Here is a 22,048-nt window from a genome sequence, read left to right on the forward strand (position 1 = left end):
CAGGAGCTCCGTAAATCAGAAAAGGCAGCATTAAAAACAGGCACTATAACGACGGAACAGAAAACAGAACAAGGCTTGTGAAGCGTGGAGCGGGCGATGGGAATCGAACCCACGGCACCAGCTTGGGAAGCTGGGGTATTACCATTATACGACGCCCGCTTTTTCGGAAAGCGGCAGCAGTGTGGCAAAAATGCCGGCGCAGTTCAAGCGCTTGCGTGTAACGCTGTATCCGGCGAGGCGCAAGCGGTGATAATTTCAACAATCTGTGCAATGGCATGCACCGGACAGGCTGGTTTGATCAGGGAAATCTTTTGAACTGCGGTCTTCCTGTCGCTGCAGCGCTTTTTGTGAGTAAAAAAAGGCCGGGAATCCCCGGCCTGTGAATAGTTGCCTGCCTGTTATTGTCTGGCAAAGCCAGCGGTTAAATCGCTTTTAATGCTTAAAGTTGTGATTGAAGATAATTCGGTAAGCCAAACAGTTTAATCTGCCGCAGTTGCTGTTCCAGCCAGTGGGCGTGGTCGTTTTCGGTGTCATCCAGTAATTTTTGCAGCATAGCGCGCGTGACATAATCCTGCTGCTGTTCACATAACGCCATGGTTTGCTTAAGTAATTTCCCGACGCTGTATTCAACGTTCAGGTCATTCTGCAACATTGAAGGCACATCAGAACCAATCTGCAGCGCATCGCGTTTACTCATGTCCGGTGTGCCTTCGAGGAACAAAATTCGCTCGATAATGGCTGAGGCATGGGCTTTTTCGTCGGTGACTTCGTGGTCGATGCGCTCGTATAACTTGTGCAGCCCCCAGTCCAGATACATGCGGGAGTGAATAAAATACTGGTCCATCGCACTCAGTTCATTGGCCAGCAGCACGTTCAGTGCATCGATAATTGCTTGTTTGCCTTGCATGCTGCTTACTCCCCGCTCACTTTGCTTTGCAGATAATTTTCCATGCCCATAGCGCTAATCTGATACTGCTGCGCATTGATCCAATCGATATGTTCTTCTTCGTGCTCCAGTATTTCCTGCAGCATTTCGCGGCTGACGTAATCCTGTTTTTGCTCGCACAGCGCAATAGCATTTTTCAGCAGCTGCAGCTGTTCCAGCTCAAATTCAAGGTCACATTGCAGCATTTCCGCGGTGTCTTCGCCAATACGCAAACGGCCAAGCGCCTGCAGATTGGGCAAACCTTCGAGGAACAGAATGCGTTCAATCAGCTCGTCGGCTTGTTTCATGTCGCGGATAGATTTTTTATAACAGACATTATTCAGTTCGTGCAGGCCCCAGTTTTTGTAGATGCGGGCGTGGAGGAAATATTGGTTAATCGACGTCAGTTCGGACGTCAGCACCTCATTGAGGATACTCAGTACAGCGGCATCACCTTGCATCGCCGGGCTCCTTTTTTACCAATACTGGTAGTGAAACAGGGAAATTGTTGAGGATTGTAGTCGGATTTACGGCGGGGGTCGAGTTTTAGATTTCAAAAAACATCAATTAAATCATACACATGCAATTGAGAATGCTTCGCTTTAATGCCAGAGTTCTTGTTGAAAAAACAATCATCACAAAATCATTTACTTAGGCTGTGGCAATTGCCACAGCCCCTAGGTCACTATTTCACAAGCGGCGTAGTTGCCGGTATTCATTGGCAGCCAACAGTAGTAAGACTGCAGCGGTCGCCAATAAAATGTATGAGATGCTGCCGGCCGCATGAGTCCAGAAGAATCTGGCGCCATCCGTGACTTGTTCTGGCTCAGTGAATACATTTTCCTGCAGTCCCATCGCAGCAAAAATCGCGGCAAATACCAGATGATCAAGGATGTAGCACCATTTACTCCAGCGCTGCCAGCTGAGCTGTGTCAGCCGGTAACAGGCGAACCCTGCAGACAAGGCGGCGAAACAGGTCAGCAGATAACGCCAGTGCTCCATGCCATCGGCCAGCCGCACGGGCAAATGTTGCTGTGCTTCAACCGACAACCACAGCGGTGTCCACAATAACAGCAACAAAAACAAGGCACTGGTTAAGTCGGTGATACTGTCCGACAACTTCATCCGTGCCAGCGGGTAACGCGGCAACCGGGCAGGATGCCACTGGCGTTGCCGCCACTCTTTGGTCCAGCCGGCCTGGCCTGCACCATAAAACACCGCAGTCACCACCAATAACAGCGTGGCAAAATTGTCGATAAAACTGAAGCCTAACTGCAGGACCAGTTGTACCGGATTGATCGAGTCCGCCAGCACCAGCCCACCCAGACTTTTTAGTAATGCGATCACCGCCATCAGTGCGGCACCATGCCACAGCACTGATTTGTATAGCGGCATATCTTCGCTGGCGATCAGCGGCGCACTGGGGGCAAAACGTTGCGCCACGTCAATCGGATGGCCCTGCTGCAACAGCAGTTGGCTGAGCTCAGCCTCATCCAGCGCGGCACCTTGCTGCTGTGCTTCAATCTGGTCAAGCAGGTTTGCTCTGAGTTCGCGGATAATGTCGTGCTGCTTGTCCGCCGGTAGCTCGGCTGCGACTGCAGCCAGATAACGTTCCAGTAATTCCATCATTGTTGCTCCAGTAAAGTCGCCAGACTGCCATTTAATTGCTGCCACTCCGCGCTCAGTTGTGCCAACACTTCAGCCCCCGTAGCCGAGAGCTGGTAATAACGCCGCTCGCGGCCTTCGGCTATTTGCCACTGGCTGTCCAGTAGCCCCTGCTCTGCCAGCCGGCGCACCAGCGGGTATAAAGTGCCTTCATCAATGTCAATGCCGTTATCATTCAGTTGCTTACGCAATGAATAACCGTATTGCGGCGTCCGGCTGGATGCCAGCACCGCCAGCACTAACACACCCCGGCGCAGTTCCAGCCGGAGCTTGTCGAGCTTGTCATCATTCATCTTCAGTTCCTGCAATCCGTGGTGCTGATACTATGCGACACATACTGTGTGTCACATAGCTTTATACTATGCACCGTACAGTATAAATGCAAGATGTTGGCTAAAAATGATTCGCTACAAAGGAATTAAATAAGCTCAGAGATGAAGCTCTGAAAGCGCATGAGGCATTGGCTGAAAAGGCTGATGTGCAGGCACAAAAAAGGCGCACATGGCGCCTTTTCAAGATTTAAATCATCAAATTAACTATTTGGGTATTTCACTACTGTAACGCGCTGCGCACCGTCACGGATTTTGGTGCAAACATGGTAGCGTTTGTTCGAACCCATCACGGCAGCTTCATTCCGGCAGGACATTTTTTGCGCCTGAACGCCATAAAGCTCGATGCGTTTTTTAACTAAATCATTCAGTATGGTTTTTTGATCATCCGGCAATTTTGCCGTGATGCTGTCATAAGTCCGTTGCCATTCAGCCGTGCGCTGTTCCAGTGCGGTGCCAATCCAAATCAGGCCTTCGGTTGGGTTGGCGTCAGTGCCGATGCCCGACAGATAAAAAGTACCCACCATATATTGGGCTAACTTTTCACCGTATTTGGCATACTCCAGTAACACCGGAAAGGCTTTGCCTTTATCCGAGTGTTTGGTTTGGCGTAACGCCAGTTCGTATTTATTAGTGTATTCGAAATCCTTGATCACCACTTCTTCCGGTGCAGAGGCAAAGACCTGGCTACTGAGCAGCACTGCGGTTAATGTCATCAGCATTTTCATCGGGAACTCCTTTTATTCAATGTTGCATCGAGTCTCCCTGAGCCATCTGATTTGCGCAACGGCTAATTCTTTACAAATTATTTCCATGTCAGATTTTGAACAATGACAATGCGCCGGCATCGAAATGGCTCAGCTCCGGCAATAACAGTTGCAACGTGCTCCGGTCTGCACCAAACCATCCTGCCAGACTGCCAAACAACTGACTGTTCGACAGCGCTGGGATCAGCCGGCCTGCGCCCATATCGACCGGACTGCCAAGCCGTTGCGGCAATAACTGCCCATACAAATCACCACCGTTGACTGCCCCACCCAACACCAACTGATTGCCGGCCCAGCCATGATCGGTACCGTCACCGTTTGAACTCAGCGTGCGGCCAAAATCCGACATGGTGAAGCTGGTCACCTGCTCCGACAGACCAAGCTCGACAGTCGCCTGATAAAAACTGCTGAGCGCCTCAGCGACTGTGCCAAGCAAAGCCGGTTGCACCGCGTTTTGCGCATCATGCGTATCAAAACCCCCAATACCGACAAAAAACACCTGGCGACCAACCCCGAGCAAAGACTGCACACTGATCATTTTCGCCACCATCTGCAGCTGTAATGCCAGCGGATTGGCGTTGTTGAACTCAGTTTGCAAGGCCGGCGCCTGGGTCAGCGCCGTGGCAACAATAGCGCTGCGGCTTTGCGCCTGACTGTGCGACAAGGCAAATTGATCGGCCAGCGGATGCTGCTGTGAACTGAATAGCCGGCTTTGGATATCCCGCAGCATGCTTGCCCTTTTGCTGCTGCCTTTTAACGCGGTCAGTTCCGGCACGCCGGCGGCCGACATGCCAAATGGACTGAGTGCGGCCCCACGTTGCCAGAGGTTAGTCCCGGCCAAACTGATACAGCTGCTGAAATCCGGCACATCGTACATCAGCTCCAACAAACGTGCGCCCCAGCCGCTGTCTGGACTGTGCGGGTCCTGTCCGCGCATCCAGGTCGCCTGCTGGTCGTTATGCGAAAACAGATTTTTCGGCAGCAGCGCTTTGCCGGCCTGGACTTCGCTCAGCGTTGTCGGCCGGATCAAAGACCCTACACCGCCCACCAGTGCCAAAGCGCCGCTGTGAAACAACGGATCCAGCGCGGCCAGCGCCGGATGCAACCCCAGGCCATCAGCGATGGCTGTGCGCGGTGTCAGCGCTATTGGGTCTGCCACTGCCAGGCTTTGCCGCGCCGCCTGATAATCCAATAAACTCTGGCCTGACAACGGCAACAACATATTCAATGAATCGTTGCCGCCATATAAAAACACACAGACCAGCGCTTTATAACCTTGTGGCACCGCTCGGCCGGCGGCCAGTGCCCGAGGTAACAGCCCCAATTGCATAGTACTGAGAGTTGCAAGGCCTAAACTGCCTTTGAGTGCCAGCTTTAACCAGTCACGACGTTCCAGATGACGCATGGCACCCTCCTTACTGCTGCACCGCATACTGCGGTGAAATCAAAATGAAATACCACAGGTAAGCCGCTTTCTGCGCCGGTGTGATGTTGCCAAGTCCGCTCACCAGGTCGGTTAAGATCAGCCGCAGTTCCGCCGGCATGGTGCCGCCAAAAGCCAGCAGACCGTATTGATCTAACAGCCCGTTCAGACCTTGTTGCTGTAACACATCGGCAAACGGCTGAAACCGCGCCAGCATCTGATATTGGGTCGGATTCAACACCAAGCCTTCGATACTGCCAACCGTTTGACTGTACAGATGATTTTGCATATTCAGCGCATTAGAAGCCGTGAGCATCTGCAGTTCAGGCACCACCAATCCGGCTTGTTGCAAGCTGGCAGACGGGCTGAAATCGGGCCGGTAGAAATTAAACACCGACGGGCTTTGCAGCGGTGCCTGATTGTGGCTGTCGGCCAACGTGCGCAGATAAATATGGCCAGACGGCGAAGCGGATTGGGTGACGCGCCAGCTGTGTGCCGTTTTCAGCAGCGGCTCGCGGATTTTGCCAAAAGGTCGGGCGACGCCGGCAAAACCGCTGCGCGCTTCTTCGTCCAGTAAAATCGCTTTGACCACGGCCGCTAAATCACCACGCACGCCCTGACCATTGTCGATAAATACTTGTGTCACCCGGCCAACATAAGCTGGCGATGGATTGCTGCTGACCAGCTTTTGGATCAGCTGCTGGCTGATAAAAGGCGGCAGAGTCGGCTCGGCAAACAACAAATCCAGCACTTGTTGCAAATCTTGCTGCGGCGTCTGACCGGCTGGCAGTACCACGCCATTGAGCAGGTGTTTTTCCCCCGGTTCATGATAAGCAGCAAAGGGGATCATGGGCCTCAGGTAATCGGCTTTGGGTTTAAGAAAATTCGTCGTGCCGGCGCTGGTCCAGCCGGTAAAGACCCGGGCAAAACCTTCTATTGCCTGCTGGTCGTAAGTTGGAATGGGATTATCCGCCGCATCGAGCTTTTTGCTGCCATCGGGATTAAGCTGATACAGGCCGATGGTAAACAACTGCATCAGCTCCCGCGCGTAATTTTCATCAGGCCGGATGTTGTTTGCCACATCGGCTTTTTGATTGCCCAAATGACTCAGATAAACGCCCATCACTGGCGATAAAGTGACCTGTTGCAGTAAATCGCGATAATTACCAAAGCTGTGCGCCAGCAATAAATCATAATAATTGGCCAGCGCAATCACTCTGTTGTTGAGGCCATTGCCCTGATCCGATACCACCAGAATTTCTGACAGCGCGAATGCCACCCGTTGGCGCAGCTGATCCGGCGCCGTCAGCGCGATGCGCCACCAGGTTTCGAGCCGGCTGAGCGGCACTGGTGTTTTTTGCTCAGGCAAAGTCTCAATTTTGTCGGCATGGGTGGTGGCAGGCAAACTCAGCTGCCAGTCGATCCATTGCTCTGCCGTGAATTGCCCGGCGACCTGAATATCACTGAGAGTCGGGCCAAAACTGGCCTGCTGTAGCAACCGGGCCGCTTCGGCGGCACTTAACTTTTCAGCTCCGACTGCGGCAACCGGCAGAGACAGCAGCTGCAGCGAGAGCGCACAAATTACCAGCCGCTTGGGCAAGGTTCTGACAACCAACATTGGGGATACTCCGGTCTATCAGTAAGTTCTGATTAATGGTAGACCCCGTGAAAGAATTCACCGAGCAGGCTCGGGTAAAGGTCTGGTAAAGATTCGGTCAACTGCGCTCAGCTTTATATACAGCCGCTGGGCGTTTTGCCGGCTTTGTGGTAAAACAGGCCATCTTAGTAGTTCCGGATTTGATTGCGATGTCACAAAACTCCCAAACCGCCCCACAACCGCAAACTGCAGGCAATTTGTTCGCCAATCTGGCGTTTAATATTGTCATCCCGGTGCTGATCCTGAGCAAACTCAGTACCGACGATTATCTGGGGCCGGTCTGGGGTCTGGTCGCGGCTCTGGCCTTCCCGATTGGCTTTGGTCTGTGGGAGCTGAAACAATCCGGCAAACTGAATTTTTTCTCGATTGTCGGCATTATCAGTGTGTTGTTGACCGGTGGCATGAGTCTGTTACAGCTGGACCCGAAATATATTGCGATCAAAGAAGCTGCAGTGCCGGGATTGATTGGTTTGCTGATTTTAATCAGTGGCCGCACCCGCTTTCCGCTGGTGAAAACCATTCTGGAAAATATGCAGTTGCTGAACCTGACTTTGCTGAAAGACAAGCTCAGCAGCAATGGCACTGAGCAGCAATTTGAGCAGACACTGGACCAGGCCACCCGCATTATTGCCGGCTCGTTTTTTCTGTCGTCAGTGCTGAATTACCTGCTGGCAAAATGGTTATTGGTCAGCCCACCCGGCACGCCGGCCTATAACGAAGAACTGGCCAATATGACGGCCTTGAGTTATCCGGTGATCGCCATTCCATCGACACTGATTATGATGGGCGCGATTTGGTATGTGTTCAGTCGGATCCCAAAGTTGACGGGGCAATCGCTGGAGTCATTTTTCCACGAGCAGTAAGCTGTTGATTCAGTGCCAGCACGCAACGCTGCGACACTGTGGCTTTGCTCAGCATCAGGTGAATATCCGCTTCGTTGAGGAAAAACGGCAATACGGCAAACTGCGCAGCGTCGGGGCGCGCGGCTAAATCCAGTTTAATCGCTTCGCTGTCAGCAATAGTGAAATCGGCGCGGCGGCCGGCGACCAAATCCAGCCGGCGCTCAGGTTCGTACACCGCCAGGCTGCGTTGTTTCACTGCCGGTTGCTGTTTGATCTGCTCGAAGCTGTCACCATAAAACCCGGCCGGGTTATAAGCACCAATCAGCTTACGCTGCGCCAGCGCCAGAAAGGCTTCGCGCTGGCGTAGTTCCGGATATAACAACAGCGTTTGCTGGTGGATCAGCACGACATTGTGTTCTTTGCGGTAGGCATCGCTGAACCAGGCAAATTCAGCGCGTTGCGGGGTGTAAGAGGCGGCAAACAGCATGTCGACCTGACCTTGCTGCAGCATCTGCATCGCACGTTTTTCCGGCACAAACTGCAACTGCAGGCGACTACTGACCTGAGACAGCAGCTGACGGATCAGCTCGATATCCCGGCCTTTGACGGTCTCGTCCGTGACTTCCACATAAGGCAACCAGCTAGCGTTATAGGCCATCCGCAGCGTGGCCGGACATTCGGCAGCAAGCGCACCGGGCCCGAACCAACAGCAAAACAGCGGCCACCACAAACGCATCGGCAGTTTCCATTGAATCCAGAAAAACTGACTATAGCCCAATTTATCTGCCGGCGGTCAAGCCCACAGCGAAGCTTATCGGGCAGCCAACATCCGGTCGAAGGCGGCTGTCAGATCGGCAATCAAATCCGCCGGGTCTTCCAGACCTATATGCAACCGGATCAGCGGTCCATGATAGGGCCAATGCGTTGCGCTGCGCAGGGCCTGCACGTCGAGATTAGCCAGTACCAGGCTTTCATAACCGCCCCAGGAAAAACCCATTTTAAAATGCTGCATGCCTTCCACAAAAGCCGTGACCGCCGCCAAATCACCTTGTTTCAGCACAAAAGAAAACAGGCCGTTACTGCCGGAGAAATCCCGCTTAAACAGCGCATGGCCGGGATGCTGCGGCAACGCCGGATGCAGGATAGCCTCGACTTCCGGCCGCTTTGCCAGCCACTCGACCACCTGCAGCGTATTACGCTGATGTTGCGCCAGCCGCACGCCTAATGTACGCAAGCCCCGCGCGGCCAGATACACATCATCGGCAGACGCACAATAACCTAATAGATAGCTGTGTTCGCGCAGCTGCGGCCAGTGTTTGGCATTGGCGCTGGCGGTGCCGAGCATCACATCGGAATGGCCGCAAATGTATTTAGTCGCGGCCTGGATCGAGATGTCGACGCCCATCGCAAAAGGCTGGCATAAAATCGGCGAGGCCCAGGTGTTATCGAGGATAGTGACAATGTTATGCGCTTTGGCTACAGCGCAAATCGCCGGCACATCCTGCACTTCCATCGTCAGTGAACATGGCGACTCCAGGTAAATCACCCGCGTATTAGGCCGGATCAACGCGGCGATGCCGGCGCCAATCAAAGGGTCATAATAGGTCGTTTCAATGCCCAGCGGTTTTAATACTTTGTCGCACAAGCCGCGGGTTGGCTCGTAAGCCGCATCAACCATCAGCAGATGGTCGCCGGTTTTAAGGAAAGCCAATAACGCACCGCTGATCGCCGCAGCACCGCTTGGGTACAAAGCACAGCCGGCGCCGCCTTCTAAAGCACAGACCGCGTCGCTGAAGGCAAAATGGGTTTGAGTGCCGCGCCGGCCATAATAAGGCACCTGCTCGCCGCGATGTCTGACCGCATGTTTCATCTCGGCCATGCTGTCGAACACCACAGTCGAGGCCCGCACCACCGGCACGTTGACACTGTAACCGGCCCATTTGCGCGCACGACCGGCATGCACAATCCGCGTTGCAACTTTCATCTCATCACCTTCAGACATCTGGATGGCTCATATTAAAGGAAGGCCAGGGCTGTTGACCAGCACAATTGCCTTAGCGCTGCTGTACCGACAAATTTGCCGGGCCTGTCGCGCTCAGCATACACTGAATATATCTTGCTGATCTGAATGAGAACCTCTGTATGCGCTGGTTGCTCTGCTGTTGCCTGCTGCCATTTTTTGCCACAGCCCGGCCTTCGGTTTTGTTCGTCAATCCATCATTGATTTCTGATCCGTTTTTTATGCAGGTTGAAGCGGCAGCCCGCGTCGCGGCCGAACAGCTGGAACTGGACCTGACCATTATCAACGGCGATGCCAACCGGTTACTGCAGCAGCAAAAACTGACCGAGTACCTGCAAAAGCACAGACCAGACTATGCCATAGTGCAGCCCTATACCGGTGCCGGTGTGCAGCTGATGGAGCTGCTGGCGAAATATCCGGTCAAAATTATCACGCTGGAACACATGTGGCAGCCGGAAGAAGTACCCAAGGTAGGCCGGCCCGGCGAACGCTACCCGAACTGGCTGGCGGAGCTGTATTTCGACAATGTGCAAGCCAGCCAGCAACTGACCGTGGCGTTGCAACAAGCCTGCCCGGATGCCGACCAACTGATCGGTATTAACGGCATGATCAATTATGAAACCGACCGGCGCGCCGAAGGCGTCTATCAGGCGATGCGCCAGCGCGGCGGCACTGTACATCAGCTGGTCAACGGCAAATGGGAGCGGCAGCTCGCCGCCGAACAAAGCCGCCAGCTGCTGCGGCGTTATCCGGACAGCCGGTTGATTTGGGCGGCGTCAGACTGGATGGCGCTGGGGGTGTTGGACACACTCGGGCCTGCGGCGGCCGGACAATATTGCGTCGGCGGATTTGACTGGATCCCGGAAGCGCAAAAAGCCATAGCACAGGGCCAGTTAACCGCTTCGGCAGGCGGCCACTTTACGATGGCCGCTTTTGCGCTGGTGCTGATTTATGACCACGTGCACGGCAAATTGCCCACGCCCTTCGCCGATGTGCCTTTGTTGCAGCTGGATATCCTGACCAGGCAGAATCTGGCGCAGTATCAGCCGTTGTTACGCGCGGGCCAATGGCGCCATATTGATTTTCGCCGTTTCAGCCTGCAGCACAATCCGGCGCAGCAGCACTACAACTTTTCGGTTCAGGCTGCGCTGAAACAGCTCAGCGCCCGTAATAAAAAGCGCTAATCACCAGGTCGCCTGCCGAGACTCCCTTGGCGGGCGCCGGCTTCACTGTATAATGCCGGTCCATTACCGGCACCTTTTCAGCAGGTCCTGAATGAAATACAAAGACTTACGAGACTTCATCGCGCAACTGGAACAACGCGGCCTGTTGCATCGCATCAGCGCCGAAATCGATCCGGTGCTGGAAATGACCGAAATCGCTGACCGCACGCTGCGTGCCGGTGGCCCTGCGCTGTTATTCGAAAATCCCAAAGGTTACGACATCCCGGTGCTGGCGAATCTGTTTGGCACGCCGGAACGCGTCGCGCTGGGCATGGGCCAGACCGAAGTGTCGGCACTGCGCGAAGTTGGCAAATTACTGGCGTTTTTAAAAGAACCTGAGCCACCAAAAGGCTTAAAAGATGCATTCAGCAAACTGCCGATTTTTAAGCAGGTGCTGAATATGTCACCAAAAGAAGTGCGTAAAGCGCCTTGTCAGCAAGTGGTGACAAGCGGCGATGACGTCGATTTAACCAAATTACCGGTGATGACCTGCTGGCCCGGCGACGCCGCGCCCCTGATCACCTGGGGTTTAACTGTCACCCGCGGTCCACACAAAGAGCGGCAGAACCTCGGTATTTACCGCCAGCAGGTGCTGGGCAAAAACAAAGTCATTATGCGCTGGTTGTCGCACCGCGGCGGCGCGCTGGATTTTCTCGAGTGGCAAAAAGCCCATCCGGGCCAGCGTTTTCCGGTGTCTGTGGCCTTGGGTGCAGACCCGGCCACTATCTTAGGTGCCGTGACGCCGGTGCCGGATTCCTTGTCTGAATATGCTTTTGCCGGTCTGCTGCGTGGCGACAACACCGAAGTGGTCAAATGCATCAGCAACGATTTGCAGGTGCCGGCCAGCGCCGAGTTTGTGCTGGAAGGTTATCTGGAACCCGGTGAAATGGCGCCGGAAGGCCCTTATGGCGACCACACCGGTTATTACAACGAAATCGATTCGTTCCCGGTGTTTACCGTTACCCACATCACCCACCGTGAACAACCGATTTATCACAGCACTTACACCGGCCGGCCACCGGATGAACCGGCAATTCTCGGCGTGGCGCTGAACGAAGTCTTTATCCCGCTGTTACAAAAACAATTCCCGGAAATTGTTGATTTTTATCTGCCGCCGGAAGGTTGTTCGTACCGCCTCGCGGTCGTCACGATGAAAAAACAGTACCCGGGCCACGCTAAACGCGTGATGATGGGCGTCTGGTCGTTTTTGCGTCAGTTTATGTACACCAAGTTTGTCATCGTCTGTGATGATGACATCAATGCCCGCGACTGGCAGGATGTGATTTGGGCCATCACCACACGGATGGACCCGGCGCGTGATACTTTGCTGATTGAAAACACGCCGATTGATTATCTGGATTTTGCCTCGCCGGTGTCGGGCCTTGGCTCTAAAATGGGTATGGACGCCACCAATAAATGGCCGGGTGAAACCACGCGTGAATGGGGTGAACCTATTGTGATGCGCGAAGATGTGAAGCAAAAAGTCGATGAAATCTGGGATTCGCTTGGCATTCCACTACCGGTGCAACCACGGGGCTTATACTGATGGCAGACACTCCGATGACAGATAAACGATTTCTGGTACGGATTGAGCCATCCGGCGTCACTTTTGCCGCCAGTCCGGCGGAAACGCTGCTGGACGCCGCGTTAAGCGCCGGTATCGATTTTCCGCATCGCTGCCGCCAGGGCGTTTGCACCTCCTGCGTCTGCCGGTTAAAAAGTGGTGAAGTGCGTTATGACGAGCCTTCACCGCTGAGCCCCACTGATGTTGAACAAAAATTTGTATACGGCTGTCAGGCTTTTGCCGGCAGTGATTTGGTGCTGCACCATCCATTTATCCGGCCCTGAGCCTATAGAGACGAAACCGCGATGTCAGAACAGTTTTCCCTCCACGCCAGCAATAAAGTGCTGGCTGATGTGGTCAGTATCGAAGCCTTAACCGCTGGCGTGCGCCGCGTGCGGCTAAAACCGCAGGAACCGGTGCATTATCTGCCGGGCCAATACTTACAGATTTTTTTATCCGACAGTGACAAAAGACCGTTTTCGATTGCCAGTGCACCCGGTGATGAATTTATCGAACTGCAAATTGGTGGCAATGTCACAGACGCGTATGCCAGTCAGGCATTAACGCATTTGCAGGACAATGCGGCCGTGCTCATCCAGGTGGGGCTTGGTGAAGCCTATTTGCGCCCGGACAGCAATCGCCCTGTGCTGTTGCTGGCTGGCGGCACCGGTTTCTCCTACGTTTGCAGTATTGCCAAAGCCCTAGCCCAACAGCCCGATGGCCGCGCAGTTAAGTTGTATTGGGGCCTGCGCAACGAATCGGCGCTGTATTATCAGCAAGAGCTGGCTGAGTTACAGGAAATGCGCCCTGGCCTTGAGCTCGTCACCGTATTGCAGGAGCCTGAACAGGACTGGACTGGCCGCACCGGCCTGGTGCATGAAGCGCTGTTGGCAGATATTCCGTCGCTGGCCGGTTACGACATTTATATTGCCGGGCCTTTCCCGATGGTCAAAGCGGTGCGGGACGCCTTCCTCGCCGCCGGTGCTGAGCGCGGCCATATGTACGCTGACGCTTTTGCCTGGATTTAACCAGCCATTGTGAAGCGACTCGCCTTGCGACGTTGTGCACTATGGCTGCTGGCGTGCCTGATAGCGGGTTGTACACCGCCCGCTATCGTCCAACCGACACAAGTTTTTGCCCAGCATGTCTATATCTGGCAGCGCGTCTGGCGGCCAGCACATGCCGAAGCGCTGCAGCAGAGCCAACCAGATTTCTCGCAGTTGCGGGTACTCAGCCTGCAATTTCACTTCAGTAACAATGGACCAAACTGGACTTTCGCAGCGCCGGACTGGACTTTATTGGCGCGGGATCAACGCCCCATCACGCTGGTGCTGCGGCTGGATGGCCAGTTATCGCAACTGCCAGACGCCGCGATGGTCTGGCAAAAATTGCGACCACAAATCGAAGCCGCGCAGCAAGCCGGAGCTAACCTTGCGGCCATCGAAGTTGATTATGATGCCGCCCGCGCCGCGTTAGCGCCCTACCGCCAATGGCTGCAAACACTACGTCAGCAATTGCCCGCATCCTTGTCGTTACAGATCACCGCTTTGCCGGACTGGCTCAGGTCAAAAGATTATCCGGCGCTGTGTCAGGTCGCAGACCAGCTGACCTTACAACTACATTCGGTGCTATCACCAGCACAAGGTTTATTTGACAGCAACAAAGCAAAACTCTGGACGCAAAGTGCGGCAACAACAACGCCCTGCCCGCTGTTTCTGGCGCTGCCGGCCTATCATTCGGCGCTGATCGCTACTTCTGACGGCGGCCGCGTCGAAAGCGAAACTATGCTACCCATAGCCGGAGAGCGTCAGGCTTTACTGAGCCGGCCTGAGGCGGTGGCAGATTTTTTAAGCTGGCTGCGAACTCAGTCCTTACCGCAGCTCAAAGGAATTGTCTGGTTTCGTTTGCCGTTAGCGGACGACCAGCGCAGCTGGCCTTTCATCACTTTACAAGCACTGGTGCGTGGTGAGGCGCTGGCCGCAAACCTGCTTACTGAGTTAGTCCCGGTTCAGGGCCGCTTTGATATTGTGCTACGCAACAGCGGCAATCTCAGTGCGCCACTGCCGGACACACTCAGCTTTCGCGGTTTACAATGTTTAGGTGGCGACGCGCAGCACGGTTATCAGTGGCAGCAACAAGGCGCCGACTGGTATTTACTTCGTCAGCCCGCACGTGCCGCTGTTGCGCCCGAACTGGCGCCGGCGCAGCGCCTGACTATCGCCTGGCTGCGTTGCCAGCAATTAGAGCCCATCAGCCAGCGGGCTGATTAAAAGGAATTTTATGTCCCAGCTTCACTTCACCCGGCTAACCATTTTGACCGCCAGTATCGCCCTGACGTTGGCCAGTGTACCCGCACTGAGCTGCGGCCCGGATTTCCCGCTGCAACTGTTGTCGGAACGAGGCACGCACCTGCAAAACCTGCCGGAACCAGAATTCGCCTTGCTGGTGACGCAGCTCGCCAGCATGCCGGCAGCCTGGCCTCAACCAGCAAAAACCTTCCACAGCCAATATGACTATCAGACCGATCGGCTGGTAAGCAGCACAGAGCAAGCGGAACAGCAGCTATTGCCGGCCGAACAGGCGAAGTTGATCGCCACCATGCGCCAGCAAACCGATGCCGCTGCAGCACTGCAGGCCGGTAAAGACTTAAGCGACGAACTGCGTTTTTACACTGCTGGTGCTGTGGTCTTCTCGAAAGACCCCAAAGCGGCCGCAACCCTGTTTCAACAAGTGTTGGCGTTACCCGCCACCGCGCAACAACAACGCCGCAGCTGGGCGCTGTATAGCCTGGCCAGGCTGCAAGCTGAAACTGCGCCAGAGCAGGCCATTCAGCTCTGGCAGAAGCTACGCGCTGAAGTGGCCGCCGGCCTCGCCGACCCGCTGCAACTGGCCGTCGCCAGTTTGGGCGAAGAAGCCCGGTTATTGCTGGCGCAGCAGCGTTGGCAGCAGGCCATCGGTTTGTATGCCACTCAGGCACACTATGATGCCTCCGGTTATGCGTCTTTGCTGCAACTCAGCCGCCAGCTGCTGACAAAACCGGATGCAGAGCTGCAACCTCTATTGCAACAGCCCGCCGTCAGCCGCTTGCTGAGCATTTATCTGCTGACTCAGTTATCCGGGCTGCAATACAGCGCACCACAGCAGCTGACCCGCTTGTTGCAGCTGCTGCAACAAACTCCGGAGATTCAGCTGGCCAACGCGCTGGAACTGGCCGCGGTCAGTTATCAGCAAGGCCAATACGACAACGCGGCAATTTTGCTGAAACAAGCCGCCGACAGCCCGTTGAAATGGTGGCTTAGTGCCAAACTGGCGCTGCGCAGTAACGATTTAACTGCAGCAGCCGCGGCCTACGCCAAAGCCAGTAAAGCCTTTCCAACCGCCTTGCCAGCACCGGCGAAAGCGCCAGAATATCAATATGATGAAGCATTCAGCCGCCAAATCAGCCGCAAACAGCTGCAGACCCAATGCCGGGTTGAAGCCGAAGCTGGCGTGTTGGCGCTGCAGCGCGGCGAATATTTGCAGGCGATGCGGCTGTTGTATCAGGCCGGCGCTGAATTCTGGCAGGACACTGCTTATATCGCCGAACGGGTACTGACCACGGCCGAACTGCAGCAGTTTGTTGATGCTGAAGTGCCGACCGGACAAGCCAAAGCCGACAGCCAGTGGTCCTGGTTCGGTGACACTGAGCCCAACACCTTATTGCGACAATTATTGGCACGCCGTTTATTGCGTGAAGGCCAGACCGATGCAGCGCTACGCTATTTTGTCGAGCCAAAACTGCAACAGCTGGCGCAGCAATATCAGCAACTGCAACAAAAAAGCAGCGCCAACGCACTGCAACACCAGCTGGAACGCCTCGGTCTTTATCTGCAACTGGATTTCGGCCAGCTCGGACGCGCCGACGCACTGTTTCAGCTGGCTCGCTTAACCCGCCAGCATGGCCTCGAACTGCTGGGTTATGAATTGGCACCGGATTATCAGGTGTTTTACGGCCAGTTTGAGTTTTATCAATCCGACACGCCGCCGCTGTGGCCAATGCCGACGGCAGAGCAACAACGCCTGACGCAGACAGCACCGGTGCCGGATAAAAGGTTTCATTATCGCTATGTCGCAGCGGATCTCGCCGCACAAAGTGCGGAACTCTGGCCGCAGAACAGCCAGGCCTATGCCGCCAGTTTATGTGCCGCCACAACCTGGCTGATTAACCGTGACCCGGAAATCGCACAGCAGTATTACCGGCGGTATCTGCAGCACGGCGCTTATGTGCCCTGGGGCGCGGATTTTGGCATTCGTTGTCCGGAGCCGGACGCAGTCAGCGCGGAAAAACGGCTGCGGACAAACTTCCAAACCAGCCTGCCGCGCCAGCGTGATCTGGCCTTGGGTGGCGGTACAGTGTTGTTGCTGGCAGGAGCCGGCTGGTGGGCGTTGCGACGGCGTAAAGACGTCAGCCGGTCGTCAAATTAATTGCCGTTGTCCGGCATTTTCTGCACAATGCGCTGAAACAGGTCCAACCAGAGAGCAAGTCATGCCACATCTGACCCAAATTAAAGTCCGCGGTTATCATTTAGATATTTATCAGCACGTCAACAATGCGCGTTATCTGGAGTTTTTGGAGGAAGCGCGCTGGGCTTATCTGGAAGATTGCGGCGATGTGGAGTATTTCACCAGCCGGCATCTGGCCTGGGTCATCGTGAATATCAATATTAATTACCGCAATGCCGCCACCAACGGCCAAACCTTACAAATCGCCACGCAGTTTTCGAAAATCGGCGGCAAAAGTGCAGTGATCCATCAGGTGGTCAGCGTTGCCGGCACTGACACTGTGGTGGCAGACGCCGACATCACTTTTGTTTGTCTCGATCAGCGCACTGGCAGAGCCATGGCAATTGAAGGTGAATTGCTGACGCGGCTGAGTAAACATTTAACCGACTAAGCCACTTCAGCCAGGATACCGGCAGTTTCTTCTCAGCGTACGGGCAATAATCCGGCGCGGAATTCATCTTTATAGCGGCGTGATAATGGTATTGTCACACCGCTGCTTAAGCGAATGTCGCCATCGCCACTGGGTTCATAACTCAGTTCCGCGACAAAAACGTGATTTACGGCAAAGCTGCGATGCACCCGGCTAAAACCCTGCTGACCCAGCTGCTCTATTAACTGGCTGAGCGTGCTACGCAGCGGATAAATCCGGCCGCGGCTATGCAGGTTAACGTAATTGCCGCAGGCTTCCAGATATTCGATGCTGCTGACAGCCAATAAAAATTCTTTATCGAGTTTTTTCACCAGCAGATGCTGCAAAGGTTTGCTGGTGGGTAATTCCAACGGGGTTTCAGCGGGCACCGTTGGCACTGACTCCGCGGGCTCAGTTTCAGCGACGGCCAGCATTGACGCTTCACCACGCACTCGCCGCCATACCATGGTGCAAAGTTGATAAGTCACCAGCAGATTCAGATAACCCCAAACATCCTTGCGGTATTCATACCAAAGCTCACGCGCCAGCGGGCCAAAATCATAAGGCTGTCCCAACCAGCCATAGACCAGCTCGCGCTGTGCGACCATCAACGCGACATGACCAAAACAGAACAAGGTGGAGACCAGAAGATGCCAGAGACATTGCTGCAGGGGCTGGCGAAAGCGCAGCGGCTGGCGGTCAAAACTTAGAAATAATAGCGGAGCCAGCACCAAAGTGCTGATTGCGCTGCTCATTTCCCACAACCAGGGTTCCCACCAATCCAGCGAATTCAGCGGGTCGCGGTTATGTTCCAGCCAGACAGTGTTGGCATTGATGCTGTTATTCAGCAGTAAAAACAACGCATAACCACACCAGGCGTACAAAAACGGCCGCTGGCTGATAGTGCTAATCCACCACTGCCGGTCACGGCGCTTCACGATAGCCGCCACTTCAACTGTTTTCGTCACAGTCATCCACCTGTTATCCCTGAATTCCACCACCAGACTATTGCCTGATGGCGGCCACGCGCCGCTTCAGCTGCAATAACGCCGACCATTGACCCAACCCATTGGATTTCAGCATGACACAACCCAATCAATCTCGTCGAGCCGATCTGGACTGGCTACGCATCGGCGCTTTTGCGCTGCTTATTTTGTATCACTGCGGCATGTACTACGTCGCCGACTGGGGCTGGCATGTGAAAAACAGCCAGACCTATGACTGGCTACAGGATCTGATGAAACTGACCAACCCATGGCGCATGTCCTTGTTGTTTTTACTTGGCGGCATGGCGCTGGCGATAGCGCGGCCGAAATTCAGTGGCCTGACGCTGTTGCGCCTGCGTTGCAGCCGGTTGTTAATACCACTGCTGTTTGGCATGTTTGTCGTGGTAGTGCCGCAAGTGTATTTCGAGGCGCTGAGCCAGCAGCTGATAGAACCCGGCTACCTGCAGTTTTGGTGGCAATATATCAACCCCAATACGGATTTATTGCGCGAACACCATAGCCCTATTGGTTTGTTGACCTGGAATCATCTGTGGTTTCTGCCGTATTTATTCTGTTATTCACTGCTGTTGTTACCCCTGCATGGCCTGCTGCAACGCCTGGCAACTGTGACCACAAGGCTGCCACTGTGGCTGTTTGGTGCAGTGTTGGTGGCATTGCATCTGTGGGCGGTGCTGAGCTTACGCGAGGCTTTTCCGACGACGCACGCACTGGTCGACGATTGGTATAATCACGCCAAATATGGCCTGGTGTTTGTCGCCGGTTATCTGCTGGTGTTGCAAAAACACTGGTGGGCGGTGTTACCACGCTGGCGCTATGGTTTTTTAGTGACCGCATTGCTCGGGTACGTGCTGGTGGTGCTGGACAATCACGATGTGTTTGATGGCCTTGACGACACGGCAATTGCGTTGCAGCTGCTTTATAGCCTGGTATCAGTGCTGAATCACTGGGCCTGGCTTGGCGCTGCGCTGGCCTTTGCCGCACACTATTTGCAACAGCCGGCATTTGACCCCGATGGCAGCATGCGTCGTTATGCCTCAGCAGCTATTCTGCCCTGGTATGTGTTGCATCAGACGCTGACCGTCGTATTTGCCGTCGCGCTACAGCCATTGCAGCTGCATGATGGTGTTGAAGCAGTCTTGTTAATCAGTCTGACTGTGCTTGGTTGTGGTGTCGGCTATGAAATCATCCGCCGGGTGCTGCTGTTAAACTGGCTGGCCGGCGGCGCGTCTGTCACCCGCCAGCAACGCAGCTCCAGTGCATCGCAGCCTGCCACAACCGCCAGTTGATATTGAGGGTCCGGCGTCGCACAGCCGACCGGCGACACTGCTATGGATGGTGTCACGGTCGTGCTGTTGCCCTGCTGAAAACGAAAATTTCGCAAGCAAAACATTAATTATTTGCAGTAGATATGTAACATCATCTGACTTAAAATAGGGTTTTACCCCGAAAAGGAACTTCTGATGTCTAAACTGCCCCTGCTGGCGCTGCTTTTCAGCGTTTTTACCACTCAAGCCGACCTGTTAACTGCACTGCAAGCCTATGATCAAAAAGACTTTGCCAAAGCCAGTACCGAATTTAATGCACTGTTGCCACTAGGCAGTGAACAAGCAGCATTTAATCTCGCCGCCATGGCCTATAACGGCGAAGGCCAGCCGCAGGATTTAGTCCGCGCCGCCAGCTACTTTGCCTTGGCGGCAGAATTGGGTCATCCCAAGGCTAAGGAGTTGTATCAGCAAGTTGTAGCGAAGCTCGATGTGACACAACAAGCGCAGGCACAACAACAGCTGACGACACTGAAAGCTCAGGTCAAAGTGCCGGTGAAACTGATTGAACAGCCGGTCGCGAAAGACAACACTGAATGGCGGATGCCGGTAAAACGCCGCGAACCCGAGTATCCAAAAGAAGCTGCGCAACAAGGCGCTTTTGGTTACGTGGCGATGCGCTTTCTGGTCAATGAGGCCGGTAACGTTGAAGCGATTGATACGCTGGATTCATACCCCAAAGGCATGTTTGAGCGGGCGGCAAAAAAGGCGATGAAAGGTTGGTTATACCAGCCCGGCAAAGGCAAATTTATCGGTCATATATTACTGGAATTCTCGTTAGGCCCGGTACAGCCGAAAAGTCTGCATCGTTATATGAATCAGCATAAGTTATGGGAATACGCCGCTTTGGGCTCGCCGACACATCAGGCCGCTTTGGGCTCAGTGCTGACCTTAGCCCGCATCAGCGCCAGCAGCGCGATTATTGTAGACAAAACTTTAGCACCAAGCCTGGGGCCTCTGCCGGACTGGTATTTTGATCGCGCTAAACGTATCAGTGTCAGCCTGCAATTGCCTGAGGGGTTTATCGGCGGTGCTGATGTGGTGCTGGATACCGATGGCAAAGTCACCAAGGTCTCAGCCTGGCCTGAACCTAAGAAAGCCCAATTGGAAAGCCTGCTAATCCAACAGCAATTAACCAAACGCGACATTCCGGCTGGTGAATACCGCTTATACGCCGACGGTATTGGGCGCGACGAGTTAGTCGAACTGCACCGCATTCCGGAAACCTTCAGTGACACCTACTGGTGGGAACAGGCAGCGCGCGGTGGCCAGCTGGAAGCGCAACGGATCATGGCGTCTCGGGATCCGCGCTGGGAACAATATCTGTTACAACAGCAGGACCCGGTGGTCTTAGCCTGGAATGGCGCCAAACTCATCATCGACGGTCAGCAAAAAGCCGGTGAACAAATGCTGGACCAGGCTATTGCTAAAGGCTACGAGACCGCTAAAGAACTCAAAGCCGCGTTATAACAAAATCAGGCCAGCCGGGCGCCATTGGGCACCGGCTGGTCTGGTACCGCCAGCACCACAGCCCCGTCTTCACGATACAAGCCCGTCACCAGACATTCCGAAACAAAAGGCCCAATTTGCTTGGGCGGAAAATTCAATACCGCCAGTACTTGCTTGCCAATTAATTGTTCCGGCTGATACAACGTCGTTAGCTGCGCGCTGGAACGACGCGTGCCAATTTCGGCGCCAAAATCGACGGTAAGCTTCCATGCCGGCTTGCGTGCTTGCGGGAACGGCTCTGCCGCCACAATAGTGCCGGCGCGTAATTCCACCTGCATAAAATCATCCCAGCTGATTTGACTCATCATGACTCCCCTGTATTTGTTGCGAGCGTTTGTTGACACGCTTGCTGCCAATATTGCAGCTTGTCGGCAAAACTCAACGCGGCATGCGCCGGACTGCTGGAAGGCAAGGCAAACACCTGGACTGTGGCTGGCAGGGTGAGCCCGGCTTTTATCAGCTTTTGCCAGGATTTGGCCGCAGTACCGCCATTGAGCCAGACCGCCCTAAGCGCAGGCAACTGTTGTAATAATGCCGGGAAATCATTGAGCTGAACACTGGCCGGCGTAATAGCGCTGTCGAGGCTGCCACGGCGTTCTGCCGCGCCTATTAAGTCCCACAGCGCCAGCCGGTGCTGCTTAAGCGCGGCGAGCCGCTCAGCGTAGGGCAAGCTGACATCGATGCCAAACAGCTGCTGCAGCAGCGGCCAGAACTGGTTACGTGGATGGGCGTAATATTGCGCCGCCCTTAGTGAAGCGACGCCCGGCAAACTGCCGAGAATGAGGATTTGTGCATCGGCTTGCCACACGGCGGGCAAGCCATAACACAAGGCAGCCGTCATGGG

At 54.6% G+C, this 22,048-nt stretch carries 22 protein-coding genes and 1 tRNA gene; 10 read left to right on the forward strand and 13 right to left on the reverse strand.

Features of this window, described 5'->3' with window-relative positions; all coding sequences use genetic code 11:
• Window positions 1–85: 85 nt before the first annotated feature.
• The 8 genes from ABNT34_RS01650 to ABNT34_RS01685 form a co-directional block, all read right to left on the reverse strand.
• A tRNA-Gly gene (locus ABNT34_RS01650) sits at window positions 86–159 on the reverse strand.
• 280 nt (window positions 160–439) lie between these two features.
• On the reverse strand, window positions 440–907 hold the full coding sequence (bfr, locus tag ABNT34_RS01655) for a bacterioferritin (protein ID WP_031570533.1): 468 nt from the start codon (window positions 905–907) through the stop codon (window positions 440–442).
• Between the two features lie 5 nt (window positions 908–912).
• Window positions 913–1,386, reverse strand: coding sequence for a bacterioferritin (bfr, locus tag ABNT34_RS01660; protein ID WP_348728215.1), 474 nt, complete (start codon window positions 1,384–1,386; stop codon window positions 913–915).
• A gap of 229 nt (window positions 1,387–1,615) precedes the next feature.
• Entirely contained in the window at window positions 1,616–2,554 is a 939-nt protein-coding gene (locus ABNT34_RS01665) for a hypothetical protein (protein ID WP_348728217.1), read from the reverse strand.
• Window positions 2,551–2,883: a PadR family transcriptional regulator gene (locus tag ABNT34_RS01670; protein WP_348728219.1), complete on the reverse strand. Its 333-nt coding sequence runs from the start codon at window positions 2,881–2,883 to the stop codon at window positions 2,551–2,553. The genes ABNT34_RS01665 and ABNT34_RS01670 overlap by 4 nt, the downstream gene beginning before the upstream one ends.
• Window positions 2,884–3,122: 239 nt before the next feature.
• Window positions 3,123–3,647 carry a hypothetical protein gene (locus tag ABNT34_RS01675; protein ID WP_348728221.1) on the reverse strand — a complete coding sequence of 175 codons (525 nt, stop codon included), beginning with the start codon at window positions 3,645–3,647 and terminating at the stop codon, window positions 3,123–3,125.
• 88 nt (window positions 3,648–3,735) lie between these two features.
• Entirely contained in the window at window positions 3,736–5,091 is a 1,356-nt protein-coding gene (locus ABNT34_RS01680; protein WP_348728223.1) for a DUF1501 domain-containing protein, read from the reverse strand.
• Window positions 5,092–5,101: 10 nt separating this feature from the next.
• On the reverse strand, window positions 5,102–6,727 hold the full coding sequence (locus ABNT34_RS01685) for a DUF1800 domain-containing protein (protein WP_348728225.1): 1,626 nt from the start codon (window positions 6,725–6,727) through the stop codon (window positions 5,102–5,104).
• 188 nt (window positions 6,728–6,915) lie between these two features.
• On the opposite strand from ABNT34_RS01685, the gene ABNT34_RS01690 reads away from it, so the two are divergent.
• Window positions 6,916–7,629, forward strand: a complete 714-nt coding sequence (locus ABNT34_RS01690) for a VC0807 family protein (RefSeq protein ID WP_348728227.1) — start codon at window positions 6,916–6,918, stop codon at window positions 7,627–7,629.
• On the opposite strand, the gene ABNT34_RS01695 is transcribed toward ABNT34_RS01690, so the two are convergent.
• Together ABNT34_RS01695 and ABNT34_RS01700 are read right to left on the reverse strand one after the other, a co-directional pair.
• A complete protein-coding gene (locus ABNT34_RS01695) occupies window positions 7,571–8,344 on the reverse strand; it encodes a transporter substrate-binding domain-containing protein (protein WP_348728229.1) in 774 nt (257 codons plus the stop codon). The two genes, ABNT34_RS01690 and ABNT34_RS01695, sit on opposite strands and share 59 nt — an antisense overlap.
• Window positions 8,345–8,419: 75 nt before the next feature.
• Window positions 8,420–9,610 carry a cystathionine beta-lyase gene (locus ABNT34_RS01700; RefSeq protein ID WP_348728231.1) on the reverse strand — a complete coding sequence of 397 codons (1,191 nt, stop codon included), beginning with the start codon at window positions 9,608–9,610 and terminating at the stop codon, window positions 8,420–8,422.
• 140 nt (window positions 9,611–9,750) lie between these two features.
• On the opposite strand from ABNT34_RS01700, the gene ABNT34_RS01705 reads away from it, so the two are divergent.
• The 7 genes from ABNT34_RS01705 (at window position 9,751) to ABNT34_RS01735 (ending at window position 17,348) form a co-directional block, all read left to right on the forward strand.
• Window positions 9,751–10,812, forward strand: coding sequence for an ABC transporter substrate-binding protein (locus ABNT34_RS01705; protein ID WP_348728233.1), 1,062 nt, complete (start codon window positions 9,751–9,753; stop codon window positions 10,810–10,812).
• Between the two features lie 91 nt (window positions 10,813–10,903).
• The gene (ubiD, locus tag ABNT34_RS01710) at window positions 10,904–12,397 is read left to right on the forward strand and encodes a 4-hydroxy-3-polyprenylbenzoate decarboxylase (protein WP_348728235.1); all 1,494 of its coding nucleotides are present in this window, start codon (window positions 10,904–10,906) and stop codon (window positions 12,395–12,397) included.
• Between the two features lie 14 nt (window positions 12,398–12,411).
• On the forward strand, window positions 12,412–12,699 hold the full coding sequence (locus ABNT34_RS01715) for a 2Fe-2S iron-sulfur cluster-binding protein (protein WP_348728237.1): 288 nt from the start codon (window positions 12,412–12,414) through the stop codon (window positions 12,697–12,699).
• A gap of 21 nt (window positions 12,700–12,720) precedes the next feature.
• Window positions 12,721–13,443, forward strand: coding sequence for an NAD(P)H-flavin reductase (gene fre, locus ABNT34_RS01720; RefSeq protein WP_348728239.1), 723 nt, complete (start codon window positions 12,721–12,723; stop codon window positions 13,441–13,443).
• Between the two features lie 24 nt (window positions 13,444–13,467).
• Window positions 13,468–14,685, forward strand: coding sequence for a DUF3142 domain-containing protein (locus ABNT34_RS01725; RefSeq protein WP_348728240.1), 1,218 nt, complete (start codon window positions 13,468–13,470; stop codon window positions 14,683–14,685).
• A gap of 10 nt (window positions 14,686–14,695) precedes the next feature.
• Window positions 14,696–16,879 carry a hypothetical protein gene (locus tag ABNT34_RS01730; RefSeq protein WP_348728242.1) on the forward strand — a complete coding sequence of 728 codons (2,184 nt, stop codon included), beginning with the start codon at window positions 14,696–14,698 and terminating at the stop codon, window positions 16,877–16,879.
• Between the two features lie 61 nt (window positions 16,880–16,940).
• Window positions 16,941–17,348 carry a thioesterase family protein gene (locus tag ABNT34_RS01735; RefSeq protein WP_348728244.1) on the forward strand — a complete coding sequence of 136 codons (408 nt, stop codon included), beginning with the start codon at window positions 16,941–16,943 and terminating at the stop codon, window positions 17,346–17,348.
• A 32-nt stretch (window positions 17,349–17,380) separates the two neighbouring features.
• On the opposite strand, the gene ABNT34_RS01740 is transcribed toward ABNT34_RS01735, so the two are convergent.
• Entirely contained in the window at window positions 17,381–18,340 is a 960-nt protein-coding gene (locus ABNT34_RS01740) for a LytTR family DNA-binding domain-containing protein (protein WP_348728246.1), read from the reverse strand.
• A 107-nt stretch (window positions 18,341–18,447) separates the two neighbouring features.
• Between ABNT34_RS01740 and ABNT34_RS01745 the strand changes: the two genes are divergently transcribed.
• Both ABNT34_RS01745 and ABNT34_RS01750 read left to right on the forward strand, forming a co-directional pair.
• A complete protein-coding gene (locus ABNT34_RS01745; RefSeq protein ID WP_348728248.1) occupies window positions 18,448–19,659 on the forward strand; it encodes an acyltransferase family protein in 1,212 nt (403 codons plus the stop codon).
• Window positions 19,660–19,833: 174 nt separating this feature from the next.
• A complete protein-coding gene (locus ABNT34_RS01750; protein ID WP_348728250.1) occupies window positions 19,834–21,165 on the forward strand; it encodes a TonB family protein in 1,332 nt (443 codons plus the stop codon).
• 5 nt (window positions 21,166–21,170) lie between these two features.
• Here the strand turns inward: ABNT34_RS01750 and ABNT34_RS01755 are convergent, their stop codons facing one another.
• Complete coding sequence (locus tag ABNT34_RS01755; RefSeq protein WP_348728252.1) at window positions 21,171–21,509, reverse strand: tRNA-binding protein; 339 nt, start codon at window positions 21,507–21,509, stop codon at window positions 21,171–21,173.
• Entirely contained in the window at window positions 21,509–22,045 is a 537-nt protein-coding gene (locus tag ABNT34_RS01760) for a DNA-deoxyinosine glycosylase (protein ID WP_348728254.1), read from the reverse strand. Before ABNT34_RS01760 ends, ABNT34_RS01755 begins: the two co-directional genes overlap by 1 nt.
• Window positions 22,046–22,048 lie beyond the last annotated feature (3 nt).

The organism is Rheinheimera texasensis, assembly GCF_964031785.1.
In the GTDB taxonomy this organism is placed as follows: Bacteria; Pseudomonadota; Gammaproteobacteria; order Enterobacterales; family Alteromonadaceae; genus Pararheinheimera; species Pararheinheimera texasensis_A.

Coding starts and splice junctions, on each gene's coding strand:
- bfr (WP_031570533.1), bottom strand. CDS start 907: ATGCAAGGCAAACAAGCAATTATCGATGCACTGAACGTGCTGCTGGCC.
- bfr (WP_348728215.1), bottom strand. CDS start 1,386: ATGCAAGGTGATGCCGCTGTACTGAGTATCCTCAATGAGGTGCTGACG.
- ABNT34_RS01665 (WP_348728217.1), bottom strand. CDS start 2,554: ATGATGGAATTACTGGAACGTTATCTGGCTGCAGTCGCAGCCGAGCTA.
- ABNT34_RS01670 (WP_348728219.1), bottom strand. CDS start 2,883: ATGAATGATGACAAGCTCGACAAGCTCCGGCTGGAACTGCGCCGGGGT.
- ABNT34_RS01675 (WP_348728221.1), bottom strand. CDS start 3,647: ATGAAAATGCTGATGACATTAACCGCAGTGCTGCTCAGTAGCCAGGTC.
- ABNT34_RS01680 (WP_348728223.1), bottom strand. CDS start 5,091: ATGCGTCATCTGGAACGTCGTGACTGGTTAAAGCTGGCACTCAAAGGC.
- ABNT34_RS01685 (WP_348728225.1), bottom strand. CDS start 6,727: ATGTTGGTTGTCAGAACCTTGCCCAAGCGGCTGGTAATTTGTGCGCTC.
- ABNT34_RS01690 (WP_348728227.1), top strand. CDS start 6,916: ATGTCACAAAACTCCCAAACCGCCCCACAACCGCAAACTGCAGGCAAT.
- ABNT34_RS01695 (WP_348728229.1), bottom strand. CDS start 8,344: ATGCGTTTGTGGTGGCCGCTGTTTTGCTGTTGGTTCGGGCCCGGTGCG.
- ABNT34_RS01700 (WP_348728231.1), bottom strand. CDS start 9,610: ATGTCTGAAGGTGATGAGATGAAAGTTGCAACGCGGATTGTGCATGCC.
- ABNT34_RS01705 (WP_348728233.1), top strand. CDS start 9,751: ATGCGCTGGTTGCTCTGCTGTTGCCTGCTGCCATTTTTTGCCACAGCC.
- ubiD (WP_348728235.1), top strand. CDS start 10,904: ATGAAATACAAAGACTTACGAGACTTCATCGCGCAACTGGAACAACGC.
- ABNT34_RS01715 (WP_348728237.1), top strand. CDS start 12,412: ATGACAGATAAACGATTTCTGGTACGGATTGAGCCATCCGGCGTCACT.
- fre (WP_348728239.1), top strand. CDS start 12,721: ATGTCAGAACAGTTTTCCCTCCACGCCAGCAATAAAGTGCTGGCTGAT.
- ABNT34_RS01730 (WP_348728242.1), top strand. CDS start 14,696: ATGTCCCAGCTTCACTTCACCCGGCTAACCATTTTGACCGCCAGTATC.
- ABNT34_RS01735 (WP_348728244.1), top strand. CDS start 16,941: ATGCCACATCTGACCCAAATTAAAGTCCGCGGTTATCATTTAGATATT.
- ABNT34_RS01740 (WP_348728246.1), bottom strand. CDS start 18,340: ATGACTGTGACGAAAACAGTTGAAGTGGCGGCTATCGTGAAGCGCCGT.
- ABNT34_RS01745 (WP_348728248.1), top strand. CDS start 18,448: ATGACACAACCCAATCAATCTCGTCGAGCCGATCTGGACTGGCTACGC.
- ABNT34_RS01750 (WP_348728250.1), top strand. CDS start 19,834: ATGTCTAAACTGCCCCTGCTGGCGCTGCTTTTCAGCGTTTTTACCACT.
- ABNT34_RS01755 (WP_348728252.1), bottom strand. CDS start 21,509: ATGAGTCAAATCAGCTGGGATGATTTTATGCAGGTGGAATTACGCGCC.
- ABNT34_RS01760 (WP_348728254.1), bottom strand. CDS start 22,045: ATGACGGCTGCCTTGTGTTATGGCTTGCCCGCCGTGTGGCAAGCCGAT.